Annotated in this window: 11 protein-coding genes; 5 read left to right on the top strand and 6 right to left on the bottom strand. The window is 47.8% G+C overall.

All coding sequences use genetic code 11. The features are described from left to right. Window positions 1-181 precede the first annotated feature (181 nt). Together U2F10_RS23655 and U2F10_RS23650 are read right to left on the bottom strand one after the other, a co-directional pair. Window positions 182-655, bottom strand: coding sequence for a hypothetical protein (locus tag U2F10_RS23655; RefSeq protein WP_163671236.1), 474 nt, complete (start codon window positions 653-655; stop codon window positions 182-184). After that, entirely contained in the window at window positions 655-1,059 is a 405-nt protein-coding gene (locus U2F10_RS23650; protein WP_006516691.1) for an NIL domain-containing protein, read from the bottom strand. Before U2F10_RS23650 ends, U2F10_RS23655 begins: the two co-directional genes overlap by 1 nt. Before the next feature lie 53 nt (window positions 1,060-1,112). On the opposite strand from U2F10_RS23650, the gene U2F10_RS23645 reads away from it, so the two are divergent. Continuing rightward, entirely contained in the window at window positions 1,113-1,685 is a 573-nt protein-coding gene (locus tag U2F10_RS23645; protein ID WP_163671235.1) for a thioredoxin family protein, read from the top strand. A 12-nt stretch (window positions 1,686-1,697) separates the two neighbouring features. Here U2F10_RS23645 and thyD read toward each other — a convergent pair whose 3' ends face one another. Continuing rightward, entirely contained in the window at window positions 1,698-2,621 is a 924-nt protein-coding gene (gene thyD, locus U2F10_RS23640; RefSeq protein ID WP_499867758.1) for a thylakoid membrane protein ThyD, read from the bottom strand. A gap of 23 nt (window positions 2,622-2,644) precedes the next feature. Beyond that, entirely contained in the window at window positions 2,645-3,385 is a 741-nt protein-coding gene (locus U2F10_RS23635) for an HAD family hydrolase (RefSeq protein ID WP_499873414.1), read from the bottom strand. Between the two features lie 199 nt (window positions 3,386-3,584). On the opposite strand from U2F10_RS23635, the gene U2F10_RS23630 reads away from it, so the two are divergent. Together U2F10_RS23630 and U2F10_RS23625 are read left to right on the top strand one after the other, a co-directional pair. Beyond that, complete coding sequence (locus tag U2F10_RS23630; RefSeq protein WP_006516695.1) at window positions 3,585-4,025, top strand: hypothetical protein; 441 nt, start codon at window positions 3,585-3,587, stop codon at window positions 4,023-4,025. Between the two features lie 66 nt (window positions 4,026-4,091). Further along, complete coding sequence (locus tag U2F10_RS23625; protein ID WP_499873413.1) at window positions 4,092-5,615, top strand: phytoene desaturase family protein; 1,524 nt, start codon at window positions 4,092-4,094, stop codon at window positions 5,613-5,615. A 21-nt stretch (window positions 5,616-5,636) separates the two neighbouring features. On the opposite strand, the gene U2F10_RS23620 is transcribed toward U2F10_RS23625, so the two are convergent. Together U2F10_RS23620 and U2F10_RS23615 are read right to left on the bottom strand one after the other, a co-directional pair. Continuing rightward, on the bottom strand, window positions 5,637-7,520 hold the full coding sequence (locus U2F10_RS23620) for an alpha/beta hydrolase (RefSeq protein WP_163671231.1): 1,884 nt from the start codon (window positions 7,518-7,520) through the stop codon (window positions 5,637-5,639). Window positions 7,521-7,975: 455 nt separating this feature from the next. Beyond that, window positions 7,976-9,034, bottom strand: a complete 1,059-nt coding sequence (locus tag U2F10_RS23615; protein ID WP_163671230.1) for a hemolysin family protein — start codon at window positions 9,032-9,034, stop codon at window positions 7,976-7,978. A gap of 346 nt (window positions 9,035-9,380) precedes the next feature. On the opposite strand from U2F10_RS23615, the gene U2F10_RS23610 reads away from it, so the two are divergent. Then, window positions 9,381-11,279, top strand: coding sequence for an ABC transporter ATP-binding protein (locus U2F10_RS23610; protein ID WP_499867759.1), 1,899 nt, complete (start codon window positions 9,381-9,383; stop codon window positions 11,277-11,279). Between the two features lie 419 nt (window positions 11,280-11,698). Further along, the gene (locus U2F10_RS23605) at window positions 11,699-13,978 is read left to right on the top strand and encodes a hypothetical protein (RefSeq protein ID WP_499873412.1); all 2,280 of its coding nucleotides are present in this window, start codon (window positions 11,699-11,701) and stop codon (window positions 13,976-13,978) included. Window positions 13,979-14,006: the final 28 nt, after the last annotated feature.

Genomic DNA, 14,006 nt, shown 5'->3' with positions numbered 1-14,006 from the left:
GGCTTGTGTACTTTGTTAAGGGTGTGTCACCTATGGGATGCATTTTTTGAGCATTGCATCTTTTAAATAAAAAAGTACCCCGAGAGCATGAAGCTCACGAGGTAGGGGCAACAGTTAAACGCTTGTGCTGTTATTAGCATCGCTTAAAGCAAAGCCTACGCGATTTGGCGTATGCCGATTCCTATAGTGTCCATAGTCCAATGATGGTTGGATCCATATTGCCATGCGCCATAATCAGCTCTGTCGTTAATCGACTCAGTGCTAGTCCCATGAGGGATAACAATAGAATTGTGACAAAGGCTAAATTGTTCCCAATATCGCGAATCAGTAGCTCTACCCGTAGTAAAAGTGCTGCTGCTAACATTACGAGGAAATAGACAAAAATCTGAATCCAGGACACAACAACTACAGCTAGGGAGGCGATGACCAAAGCCATGATCGTATAGCCAATATCAGATTTAAACCCAAGCAAAAAAAAGTTGCGTAAGGGTTTCCAAATGATGGTTAGTAATGCTGATTCCAGTACTGCATAAATGACTGCTAGCCACCAGATAAAGTCGGAGCTGTGACGAGAATGTAAAAAGGCACCAAAGCCCATATAGGCCAGTAATAAAAGCAGTGACGACAACCAAGGCAATTTTTTTATCAGTGTCATCACAGGTTAGTAGAAATAGCCTGGACTGGGCATGTGGGAATACATTGCTCGCACACAATACATTGAGCGCGGTTAAAAACGAGTTTGAAACTCTCGGGATCTAATCGGAGAGCACCTGTGGGACAAACGCCTGTACATAGACCGCAGTGGACACAAAGGTCTTCGTCAATGAGAATTTCGCGACTAGATAGGGACACGCCAATGCCCTGGTTACGCATCCATTCAATCGCTTCATCTAGTTGATCAATGTCACCAGATAGCTCTATTACTCCCTTACCCACTCGATTCGGTGCCACCTGTGCACGAATAATATTGGCTGCGACATTAAAATCCTTCGCCAGCCGATAGGTAATAGGCATATTCACTGTCTGTTTTGGAAAGGTCAGGGTAACACGCTTTTTCATTCCGCTAGACTAAAGAAGACGCTGTAATGACGCCACGGGCGCTTTTTTATTCTATGTCGGTTAACTCCCCTGAAGCTGGTGGTCTAGGGCAACGGTTGCGAAATTTTGTGGTGGTAAGTGTAGCTGTGGTGCTCAGTGTAGCCGTGGTCCTGGGGCTGCAAACCCGTACCCCCTCGGCGTCTCTTTCAGATATGGCAGAAGCATCTGTACCGCTAAATGAGGCGATCACCAATGGAAAACCCACTCTAGTGGAGTTTTATGCTAATTGGTGCACTAGCTGCCAGGCCATGGCTGGCGATTTACAGCAACTCAAAAGTGAGTTTCAGCAGGATGTGAATTTCGTCATGCTGAATGTGGATAACAATAAGTGGCTACCAGAAATGTTGCACTACCGGGTAGATGGCATCCCCCACTTTGCATTTCTGACTGAGACCGGGAACGATGCCGGGGCAGCCATTGGTGAAATTCCAAGGGCAGTCCTGGCAGAGAACCTGGCAGCGTTAGTAGCTGGAAACGAGCTGCCGTATGCCCAGGCTGAGGGACAAACCTCGGATGTGGAAACTGCTTTAGAGCCGTCAGGTTCAGCCGATGATCCTCGGAGTCATGGAGCACAGGTAGTGCAGTAGTAGCAGACAACTCTACTCCACTACTATTTCTCGCAGGGCGGGCTCCACTTTGGGATAGGCGAAGGAAAATCCGGTGGATTGAGTGCGCTCTGGTAAAACTTTCTGACCTTCCAGCACAACCACTGCACCATCGCCTAACAAAGTCTCAATGACAAAGTCAGGGACGGGTAACCAGGAGGGCCGGTTCATCACTTTACCTAAGGCATCACATAGCTCAGACATGAGCACAGGATGAGGGGCTGTACCGTTGTAAACACCGGACATTTTTTCATCGGTTAAACCTTGCATAAATAGGCTAACCAGATCGTCACGATGCACCCAGGAAAACCATTGTTTGCCACTACCAATGGGACCGCCCGCATAAAGTCTAAAGGGGGTGATCATCTTTGCGATCGCACCACCCATGCCCAATACAATCCCAATACGGATTATGACAAGTCGTGTGCCATGGGCCGTCACCCTATCTGCAGCCTTTTCCCATTCCTGGCAAACCTGAGACAGAAAATCCTGATGAATCGGCTCACTCGTTTCATAAAACTCTGCCGTTTCGCTGGTGCCATAAAAGCCAATAGCAGAAGCATTAACAAGCACCTTAGGCTTAACAGCCGCCTGACCGATGGCTTCGACAATTTTCTCTGTGCCGATGACACGGCTACTCATGATTTCCCGTTTACGCTCAGGGGTCCAGCGTTCTGAAATAGCCTCACCAGCCAAGTTAATCACGCCATCACAACCAGAAATTTCTGCCTGCCAATCTCCCGACTCTTGTGGAGTGTAACCAACGATCTCAACCTGATTAAACACAGATGCCGGGAATACTTTTCTGGCTCGCTCAGGGTTACGGGTAAATACTTTAATTTGATGCCCCGCTTCATGGAGCCGCTGCACTAAGCGAGATCCTACAAATCCGGTTGCCCCAGTTACTGCCACTTTCATTATCAAACACTCTCCTGGAACGGTTACACAGCTGGCTTTTCCTCCATGGTAGCTGCATTCGATCCCCGTTCATAACGAGGGGCAATCCAATCAAAGTCAATTTCGCTCAAGTAGTCTACGGCCCAGGTCGCACAGCGCTGCATCATGTGATACGGATAGATTTGAGCGACGCCCACGACAGGAATATTAGCCGCCTTAGCGGCTTCGACACCCGCAAAACAAGACTCGATCGCCAAACAGTTTTGGGGCGTTAGGGCCAACTCAGGATTCAACAGGTTCAACTGATCAATGGCGGCAAGATAGCTGTCAGGAGCAGGTTTGCTAGTCGCCACAGGCATATCACTAGCAGACACAACCAACGAAAACTGATCAGTGAGCTTTGCCGCAGTCAACACCTGTTCTACATCAGCTCGTTGGGCTCCAGTCACAATAGCTGTGACATATTGTTTGCTGCGAATTCGATACAACAGGTCATCTACCCCTGCATAAAGGGCAAGCTTAGGTTGCGATCGCAACCATTCCCCATAGCCTTCAGCCTTTTTCCGCAGTAGACCATCTAAGTAGTCATCTCGGACAAATCGGCCTCGTGTCTGCAAAATCGCTGTCAATCTGGCTCGGTCACTACGGCCAAGATACATCTCCTGGTATTCCTCCAGGTCAAACCGTAGGTTTTCCGACAACAGCAACTGAGCAATCAGCTGTGGATGAATGTCATCGTCATTGATGATGACGCCATGGAAACCCCAAAATACTGCCTTGAGCATTGTGACAAATTACGCCATTAGAGATCTTGACAAATACCTTTAACAAGGATTGGATCAGCGTTCTAACCCCGTCAGATAGACATTATTAAAGATGTACGTAGATAAGGCACCAAGTATGCCAATAACGCCTTAGTATTAAATATTACCCCCTCGGGGAATTAGCTTCGACCTTCCGGTTTAGTCCATGAGGTTTGTAACTATGCATCTGCTTTCCGAAAAGACTTTACTTAGTCAAACATCCATTCCAGTGATTTTACAGTGGTGGCTTCGGCGTAAGCGACTTGCTAAATCAAGGAATGTACTTAGTAATCCCGTTGTAAAAAACGTGGATTCTAATTATTTAGATAAGTATCAACGACTTATGGATGTGTACGCTGTCGTTAAATCTGGTGGTGCTGTAGCCCAGATCCAGGCCGCCAATGAGTATCGGGATCGTGAACGCGATGCCATCACTCGACGCCTCAGTCAAATTAGTAATCAGCCTGAAGCCACAGACGAATATCTTCGCTTACAGCAAGAAGCGCAAGAACTAGAAAGCTCCACTCTTTGGCGAATTAATCAACTCAAGGATATTCATCCTGAGGAAGAAATGGCTGTGCGTGAATACCTACCGCAGATTGAGCAGGTTTTGATCCGATAAACACACCATAGGACAATGTAGAGGCGTTCTATGAAACGTCTCTACCTGTAGATAAAAATAATACCTATGGAATCGTTGGACGTCGTCGTCATCGGCAGTGGCATTGGTGGCTTAGTAGCCGCAGGCTTACTCACTCGCTACGGTCGGCGGGTTTTGGTGTGTGAGAGTCACACATTACCGGGTGGTGCGGCCCATGCATTTCAGCGTCAGGGGTTTACCTTTGATTCTGGGCCGTCTTTTTACTGTGGTCTGGCCGATCCGACATCCTGTAACCCGTTGCGAGAGGTGCTGAATGCCTTGGGGGAAAAGGTTAACACTGTCGCTTATGACCCACTGGGACATTACCACTTCCCCGAGCGCACGCTGGCCATTTATGGTGATGCCAAACGATATCAGGCCTCTTTAGCTGAGTTCAACCCTCAGGCAGCGCAAGAACTCCAGGCCCTAACAGACAAAATGCTAGCGATATACCGTCCCCTAGGGTCAATCCCCGCCTTAGCCCTACGGGCAGATGGTTGGCTGTTTCCGCTACTAGCCCAACGTTTCCCTACAGCTATGCTGCAGCTGCTCCCTCAACTTCGGAGCTTAGGGCGTTCGATGGGAGATTTTGTAGATGAAACAGTCCACGATCCTTGGTTACGGCAGTTGATTGATCTTGAATGTTTTTTGCTTTCAGGTATGAAGTCCCATGAGACTGTTGCCCCTGAAATGGCATTTATGTTTGGGGAGCGAGCGGCATCTGTCATTGACTATCCCATGGGGGGTAGCGGCGCTTTGGTGGATGCCCTGATCCGAGGTTTCAAGCGCTGGGGTGGCGAACTGCGCTTAGGTACCCATGTCAGCAAAATTTGGACCGACCGGAATCAAGCACAAGGGGTGATTCTCAAAAACGGTGAACGCATACGCGCTGATAAGGTGATCTCGAATGCCACCCTATGGGATACCTACAATCACCTACTGGACGACACTGATCTGCCCATGGGCTATCGTCAAAAGTCTTTGGAGACACCAGCGGTTGATAGCTTTATGCATCTCCATCTAGGCATCCAGGCTGAGGGTCTAGATGATTTAACGGTTCACCATGTAGTGGTGCATGACACAGACACAGACATCACCACCCCTGGTAATACCTGTATGATCTCTATTCCGTCTGTGCTAGACCCCACATTGGCTCCCGAAGGACATCATGTGGTGCATGCCTACACGCTAGAGCCCTGGCAAGACTGGCAGCGGGATGCAGGCTATGGAGCCAAAAAAGAAGCAAAGGCAAAACCATTGATGCGGGCATTGCAAAAAGTGATTCCAGATATTTGCGATCGCATCACTCTCAAACTCATCGGCACCCCGCTTACTCACCAGCGGTTTCTCCGCCGCCACCAAGGCACCTACGGCCCCGCTATCGCCGCTGGGCAAGGCCTATTCCCAAGTTGTAAAACCCCCATTAAAGGGCTTTATCGAGTAGGAGATAGCACCATTCCGGGTATCGGTGTCCCCGCCGTCGCTGCCTCAGGCATTCTCTGCGCCAACAGTCTAGTCAGCCCCAGGGAATCGGCGGCCTTATTAGATCTACAACGATCCAAATCTACCTAATCAATTCAAACCCTATCCTACTTAGATCCAAGGTAATCTCATAGGCCAGTAGAGCACCGTAATCGACACCTGCTCTTGGCGCAAATAGGCCATCATCCGACGATGTGCATTACCCACCGACTTGCGCGCATCAAAGGTTTTTAAATGTACCCATGAGCGCAACGTTTCTCCTTCAGCACGAGCTTGCTCAGGAGCCACCGTTCTTAACCAGCCCTTAACACTTTCAGGTAAAGTTTGGGTCATGCGTATCGGCAACATTCCCGTAGAAAACTGCTGTGCATAAGCTGGCTCCAAAAAGACGTTATAGTTTTTCGCCCCAGACGTGTGCTGCATCGTCACACTCAAGGAAAGCGCCCTTAAATATTCCCGTAGAGTAGCGGCCTGCTCACCGGACAATTCTGGCATAAACGGAATCTGAGTCAGCGCTTCATTCACATTTTCCGGATCGCCCACACTGAGATGGGTGCCGCCAATCACCGCAACTAAATGATTATCGGGTCCACTCAATTGATTAAACGGCCCTAGCTGTTGAGCTAATGTAGGCGTCACCCCATCCTTAGTGCCGGTCAAAATAACGCTGGGTACATTGACATCCGCCAACCCCTTACGACCAAATAATCGACCGACCAGCGGATTCATTGCTATCACTTGGATAATGCGGGAATCTCTCAGATCCGCTGTTACCTCAGGTAGCTCGACTGCCGCACACTGTAGCCAATCGGCAGGCGATAAGCCCACTGGCGTCAGACTGTCACAAAAGGAAGGCAAAGCAGATAAATCTAGCTGTGCTCCCGCTAAAGCAAAACCGGTATAGCCGCCTAGAGAATGGCCAATCAAGACTACCCGCTCGGTATCAAATTTACCCTCCAACATGGGTGACACCTGTTCCATCCAATCCAGGCGGTCAAGAACATAGCTGACATCACGCGGACGATCCAAAAATTCGCTAGCTGGTAAAATGCGGCTCGGCTCTTCCACTGCCGTCGGATCCAAGGGAGTATTACTGAGGGCTTCAACATTACTGCCCACATGCTCCACAGCCACCACCGTGAAGCCATAGGAAGCCAAATGCTCACCCACATAGGTGAGAAAATGCCGATCGGCAGCAAACCCATGGGACAAAACAACCAGCGGTGCCTCTTCCACAAAGGCTTCATCTGGCACATATACATCCAGCGGAATTAGCCGGTTGCGATCGCTATCTACAAACTTATATGAGCGCTGGGTCACCCCCATGGGACCTACCGTTGTGGGGTCGATATCGTCAGGTAGGTCAATGTCATCGCTCACCAGCAGTTCTTGCTCTAGTACGCTACTGAGCGCGTCCCCTTCTAACCGGGACAGATTAAGCTGCGATACAAGTGCTAATGCCGACGTTAGGTCTACATCTAACGTGTCTTGGGGCACTGCCCTCAGTACCCCAAGCATATTCAAACCATTGGTCTGTTTAGCCGCTAAACGAATCGCGCCCCGAATTTGCTCCACAGTTAATCCTGGCGCAACACGAGCTAAAGAATCCAGTAATAACTCACCGTTGGGCGATGCCAAAATATCAGCCACCATGCGATCCGCCATCGCCGGATCAAGCACCACCCGATTATTTAGCATTGTTCGAAGTTCAGGTGTTAAAAAAGACTCATAAAGCCGCAGTCGATCTGGAACCTGGCCAGTTTTAGCAAATTCTTCAAGATCGCTAACATAGAGCGTCTGCTTAATTGGCCCTACTTGAATATTCACCCGCTCGGCCGCTTGCACTGGTCCACATATCGCCACCCCTAACGCTACAGCGCTACCCCATACTACTGACTGCCATCGCTTCAACGTCATCAGCTTTGAATCGTTTACAAACGTCAAAAACTGGGCCAGTCGAAGCGGTTGAGCCGCCGAACGAGCAGAATGGATCATAGTTGAACGGGAGTGGGTAAGCGAACGATTGGAAAGCGAGTTCCTAATCACAGGAACATAGCCCTACCAACAGCCATAGAATCGTCAAATCATAACTAACATAGCAATCAAAACTAGAAGTTATCAGTTGCTAAGATAGCGAACCGATTTGACTCCAGTAAGGGCTAATAGATTACTTCACCATAATTAGCCTTAACGCCGGACGTCTCATTGCTAATTTAAGGTTTGCGTATGCCTATTATGTTTGCTGTTTATTCACACTTCACAGATTGGCTCATACCAAACACTAGCAACACCCCGGATATTACTTAAGAATGACCACTCAACGAATCATTGGCATGATGGGGCCAGGCAGTAATGTTACCGAGTTAGTTTTACGTAACAGACGATGTAAAGCTTTATGTCGAGTACCTCAGGCCAGCGTTGGAGCAGAAAAATTAAACATCCAAAACCAACTACCGACTTCGCTTTAGATCCGTCTGAAATCCTTGTCGCTGAAGCAATCGTCGCCGTCTCTGCCGAGCCAATGCCTGTAAATCCACATTCCGATCGGTTTCATCGACAATCTCACCAATCAGGACTTCCAACACATCCTCCAGGGTCACTACACCGGACACGCCTCCGTACTCATCAACCACAATCATTAAGTGCTCACGAGCCGTCTGGAAAGTTTTGAGTAGCTTATCAGAACGCTCAGTGGCCGGAATATATCGAGCCTGACGCATACAGCTAGTAACCGGATCTTTGCCGCGTCCCTGAACTAACGCTGCCAATAGCTCAGCTTTTAGGGCCACACCTAGCACGTCGTCCAAGTCTTCTCCTGTGACAATTATGCGGCTGTGCTGCGACTGCATGATTTCTTGCTGCGCTGATTCAAGGGATTGATTGCCTTGAATATAGGTAATCGCTACCCGAGGCGTCATGATGTCTTCCGCAGCAATGTCATTCATCCGAAAGACTTTTTGAATCAACTCAGCCTCGTCATCTTCAATCAAGCCTTCTTGATAGCCCAACATTGCCAGCAGCTTGATTTCAGCTTCGTTGGTAACGGGGCGTTGATTGCCTTTGATCAAGGGTGCAGTTAATTTCTCTAGCACTAAAATAATCGGCGTCATCAGCCAGGTGAGGCTGCGGACAGGCATTGCCACAAACAAAGCAAACTGCTCGGCATAACGTTCGCCAATGGTTTTGGGGACAATTTCGGCAAACAGAATGATCAAAAATGTGAGGATGCCAGAAAAAATGCCTAGCATCAGATTGCCAAAAAGCTCCGCAGCAATACGACTGACGACAAAACTGCCGACTATATTAAATACATTATTGAGGATAACGATGGTAGCAATGGGGCGGCTGACCTTTTCTCGAATAGCTAGTAAGGCAAGCGTCGCTGGGTTACGATTTTGAGCAAGCTGTCGGGCTTTGAGTAGAGGAATGGACAGCAGTGCCACTTCAGTACCTGAACAGATTGCGGAACCGATGATAACGATCAAAACTGCGATCGCAAGTTGGGCCATGGTGGAAGGAGAAACAACATATCAATAATCAACGGCGAAGGATTGCTATGATTCTGGACTAAGCGTACACAATCTACCTATACGCGTCGCACCCATGAGACATGGGCATTTTGAAAAAGCAGTGGCTAATTCACAATACCGATCCTTTGCACAATGGCACTAGCGCGGATTTGCCGAAGTCTCAATGGTTAACTCTAATAACTCTAAATATAGTTGGCTTACTCCAAATAAATACACAAGCAAACCCAGGTTTTCTAACATCATTGATAATTAAGCTTTAGCCCTAAATATCCGACAGTATTGCAGCAGTTCTGTACTCTTTTAACGATTAGCACCTACTATCTCCATGAGTGAAATCATCCTTGATGTCCGCAACTTAAAAGTCGAATTCGATACCGCCAACGGCGTGATCAAGGCAGTTGATGGCATTTCATTTCAGGTCAAACGGGGTAGAACTCTAGGCATTGTAGGTGAGTCAGGGTCAGGTAAATCGGTCACGTCGTTGTCTGTCATGGGGCTAGTCCCTAACCCTCCAGGTAGAATTACCAACGGCGAAATCCTTTTCTCAGCCCAAGCAGACGCTGCTCCTACCAATCTGTGTCAGGCTTCTCCTAAACAGATGCAAGATTATCGAGGCAGCCGGATATCAATGATTTTTCAGGAACCCATGAGTTCCTTAAATCCGGTCTATACCTGTGGATTTCAGCTCATTGAAGCCATCCAGCAGCATCATAATGTAACCAAAGCAGAAGCAGAAGCCAAGGTTATTGACAGCCTACAGGAGGTCAAGCTGCTGCCCAGTGACGAAGAATTGGCCACACTCGTTGCGACAGAACAGCAACTTAAGGACCGCAATGCTATTGCCCGTGGAGTGCAGCAGCGCAAAAAGGCTATGCTCAAGCGCTATCCTCATCAGCTCTCTGGGGGACAGCTACAGCGAGTTATGATCGCGATGGCCATTGCCTGCGATCCAGACCTCCTGATTGCCGATGAGCCCACTACCGCGCTCGACGTTACTGTCCAAGCTCTGATTTTGGACCTGCTGCGAGATCTGCGGGACCGGCGCTCTATGTCGATGATTTTTATTACCCACGACTTGGGCACCATCGCCGAAATTGCCGACGATGTGGCCGTTATGTATCGCGGCAAAATTGTTGAATACGGGTCTGTGGATAAGATTTTTGCTAATCCAGAGCATCCTTACACAAAAGGGCTATTGGCCTGCCGTCCCCGACCTGAGCAACGGTTACGCAAACTCCCCACCGTAGCTGACTACATGCAGGTTCAAGATGAGCCCAACGGTGAATTTAAAATCTTTGCTCGGCATTTTGACAACGATGAGGCAGCAACTCTGACAGCACAGGTCACGGCAGAAGAAACAGCCAGTCGTCTCGAAAAGCTGGGGGGTGAGCCGCCTTTAATCACGGTACAAAACCTAAAAGTCGGTTATCCAGTCAAAGGAATGTTTGGGCAGACGACTCGCACCTTTATGGCCGTAGATGATGTGTCTTTTGAGGTGTACCGGGGTGAAACGTTTGGTCTGGTGGGTGAGTCAGGGTGTGGGAAGACGACCCTGGGACGTGCCCTACTACGATTGGTTGAGCCCATCGTCGGCAACATTTTCTTTGAAGGACAAAACATTCGCCAGTTGCCTAAAGGAGAAATGCGCAAGCTGCGTCGCGAAATGCAGGTCATTTTCCAAGATCCTTTTAGCTCACTGGATCCACGTATGAGCATCGGTCAAGCCATTGCTGAGCCGTTAAAGATTCATAAAGTCATCCGCAGTCGTCGTAATCTACAAGAACGGGTGGCCTATTTATTAGAACGGGTAGATATTGATCCTGGCTGTGTCAATCGGTTTCCCCATGAGTTTTCTGGCGGACAGCGTCAGCGTATTTGCATTGCCCGTGCTTTAGCTCTAAATCCTAAATTTATTATCTGCGATGAATCAGTATCTGCCCTGGATGTATCGGTGCAGGCTCAGGTGCTAAACCTACTCAAAGAACTACAGGAAGAATTTGGCCTGACCTATGTGTTTATTTCCCATGATCTGGGCGTAGTGAAATTTATGAGCGATCGCATCATGGTCATGAATCGGGGTCGACTTGAAGAACTTGGCCCTGCCGATGAGATTTACAACAATCCACAACAAGCGTACACCAAGCAGCTAATCTCAGCGATTCCCGCAGGCACGTTGGAACGCATTCAGGAATTACAGGTGGCAAGAGGTGCGATCGCATCATAACTCTCCCCCCTAGTCAACAACAATATTTTTTACCTGAGACATCTCCGTAACAATATCAGAGTTGTTTCAGTGTGCGTTTTTACACGGCGCTAGAAAGCTGTTTCACTCCACAGTCAATGACACCAAAAAGCAATATCGTGTCCCAAAATAGATCTTCCTCACAATCCTTTTATTGCTGTATTAAGCCTCGGTAACCATCGTGAGCTTAGTCGGGACCAACCAGGCCCTACGTGAAATTATTGAGTAAGTCGCTTCAAGTCACTAAAGCGTTTAGTGAAGTTGTTTCCTGAACAGACCTGCTGATAGATAAATGGTCTGAATATAAAGCCATGAGCTCATGTTGTTACGTGAGTTCATGGTTGTCAGGAACAGATTAGCGGCTTGCCCCCTTAACCGTTTACTCACTATAGAGAAATACAATGGCAAGCCTTGACAGAATTACTCGCCGTGATAACATAAATGACCCTACTTTTACTGCGGATAATCAACTCATATTTCGAGCAAATTTTACATCAGATGTAAGCAACGTAACAGCTGATGACTTTGATATTACTGGAGTGACCGGGGCTACTATCATTTCTATTGCGAGCGTTAACCAAAATGATGCTCAATATGACATTGTCATTGAAGTTCCTAATTTACCGGCGTTCACTGGCACCATAGGCCTTACACCGTCTAATGCATGGGATATCATTGACGCAGGAGACAACAGTGCTGTACCTACAAATGTAGGAAGAAATCAAACTTATGAGCTCGTCGGGACTGGCAATCCTGATACAACAGCTCCTTCAATCACCAGCATCGCACGACAAACACCAGGCAACGCAACGACTGATGCAGATACACTGACGTTCCGAGTGACGTTCGACGAAGACGTCCAAAATGTTGATGCTAATGATTTTGTTATCAATGGCAATACAACTGCTACCATCAGTGGCGTCACCCAAGTTAACGGAAGTGTTTACGACATTGTGGTTAGTGGTGGCAACCTAGCTACTTTCAATGGTGCTGTCGGGCTTGATCTTGCTGTTGGCCAAAATATTGCTGACATAGCAGGTAATACCCTACCCAACGGCGAACCAGCTATAGATGAAGTTTACACTGTTGATAATAGCCTGGTTCCTTCACTAACAAGTATTGAGCGACTAACGCCAGCCACCGCAACAACTAATAGTGATACTCTCGTCTTTCAAGTCACATTTAGTGAAGACGTTCAAGGAATTGATGCAACAGATTTTGTTGTCAATGGAGGCAGCACCGCCTCAGTTACTGGTGTTGTTGCCGTTAATAACAGCAGCAGTATCTATAACATCACAGTAAGTGGAGGCGACTTAGCTAGCTTTAACGGCCCTGTTAGACTCGCATTAGCTGCAAATCAAAATATTACAAACTTGTCCAATGTAGCTGTCCCTGTAGCTGCACCCACAGGAACTAATGAAATCTACACGGTCAGCAATGAAACTGTACCGCCTACACTGCTTAGTATTGAGCGCCTAACACCAGGCACTGCAATAACTAGTGACAATACCCTAGTATTCCAAGCCACCTTTGATGAAGGTGTTCGAAATGTTGATGTTACTGACTTCTCCATCAATGGCAATACCACTGCCAGCATCACTAACGTCACTGCTGTCAATGATCGTGTTTATAACATCACCGTCTCCGGCGGAAATCTAGCCTCCTTCAATGGTTCTGTCGGTATCGATCTGGCTGACACCCAAAATATTACAGACTTAGTAGGTAATGCTTTGCCGGATAGTGAGCCTGCCAAAGATGAGAGCTACACTGTCTCTAACACACAAGGGGCCAGCAGTAAGCTCACTGTAATAGCCGGCAACCTTCTGGAAATCACTGAGCTTGGCATCGCCCAGTCCCTGAACTTGACCATTAGTTCTTCTGTCAACGTTTCGGTTGAGACAATCCGGATATTTACAACAGATGCCAAAGGCAAAAACCGTAAACAGCTTGGTAGTTTTTCTGTCCTTGAAGGCAGTGTCTTACCTGTAGAGTATACCCCTGGCTTCAGTCTTACAAAGAGCGAAATTGCGACAGGAACGTTTTTCCAATTTGAAGTCGAAGAGATTGATCTAAAGACTAATACCACTGTTATCCGTACGGCAACAATTACCTCTGTTAGTGCCACAGAGGTGTCACTAGACTTTGGCAATAATACTAAGTTGACAACAACATTAACGAATGAAGTATCGGTGACTAACCTACTGCTAAACGATGCAGCAGCCATTGATTTGACAGGCTTAACTGGCCAATCTGAGGTATCATTCACGGTCTATCGTGAAGCACGTTTAGATAATACTATTGGCTTCTACGTCACAGATTTTGCGGATGGCCGCATTATTATCGATGAACTGACTAGGGCCACTATCAGTCCAGGGGAAGAAGGCTATAAAGAGGCCGCCCTAGCAAAACAGTTGAATGTACAACTCACAGGTGAGAATGACAAAGTAACCACCTTTGAAGCAACTATCACCAACGGTGTATTCCTTGGCACCTATGTCGTCATTGATGGTGTTGATCCCTCTGCTGGTGAGGTCTTCTTTAGTCACCAAGGCTCCGGTAGCTTTGACCAAATCAGACAAGCTGGTATTAACTCCTTTGGTGTTGAAGACATCATTGGTGGTGGCGACCAAGACTTCAACGATATGGTGATCGCATTTGAGGTGCGCGCTGCAACTGCCTAACTCAATGCGGTGAACTAAGGCTCTAAGT

This window comes from Leptothoe sp. EHU-05/26/07-4, assembly GCF_043421015.1.
GTDB classification, from domain to species: Bacteria; Cyanobacteriota; Cyanobacteriia; order Phormidesmidales; family Phormidesmidaceae; genus Leptothoe; species Leptothoe turfae.
This window is presented reverse-complemented; position numbering and strand designations above follow the sequence as displayed.

Bases quoted from the DNA above. Each gene is read 5' to 3' on its own strand.
- U2F10_RS23630 (WP_006516695.1), top strand. From the start codon at position 3,585: ATGCATCTGCTTTCCGAAAAGACTTTACTTAGTCAAACATCCATTCCA.
- U2F10_RS23650 (WP_006516691.1), bottom strand. From the start codon at position 1,059: ATGAAAAAGCGTGTTACCCTGACCTTTCCAAAACAGACAGTGAATATG.
- U2F10_RS23655 (WP_163671236.1), bottom strand. From the start codon at position 655: ATGACACTGATAAAAAAATTGCCTTGGTTGTCGTCACTGCTTTTATTA.
- U2F10_RS23645 (WP_163671235.1), top strand. From the start codon at position 1,113: ATGTCGGTTAACTCCCCTGAAGCTGGTGGTCTAGGGCAACGGTTGCGA.
- U2F10_RS23620 (WP_163671231.1), bottom strand. From the start codon at position 7,520: ATGATCCATTCTGCTCGTTCGGCGGCTCAACCGCTTCGACTGGCCCAG.
- U2F10_RS23615 (WP_163671230.1), bottom strand. From the start codon at position 9,034: ATGGCCCAACTTGCGATCGCAGTTTTGATCGTTATCATCGGTTCCGCA.
- U2F10_RS23625 (WP_499873413.1), top strand. From the start codon at position 4,092: ATGGAATCGTTGGACGTCGTCGTCATCGGCAGTGGCATTGGTGGCTTA.
- U2F10_RS23635 (WP_499873414.1), bottom strand. From the start codon at position 3,385: ATGCTCAAGGCAGTATTTTGGGGTTTCCATGGCGTCATCATCAATGAC.
- thyD (WP_499867758.1), bottom strand. From the start codon at position 2,621: ATGAAAGTGGCAGTAACTGGGGCAACCGGATTTGTAGGATCTCGCTTA.
- U2F10_RS23610 (WP_499867759.1), top strand. From the start codon at position 9,381: ATGAGTGAAATCATCCTTGATGTCCGCAACTTAAAAGTCGAATTCGAT.
- U2F10_RS23605 (WP_499873412.1), top strand. From the start codon at position 11,699: ATGGCAAGCCTTGACAGAATTACTCGCCGTGATAACATAAATGACCCT.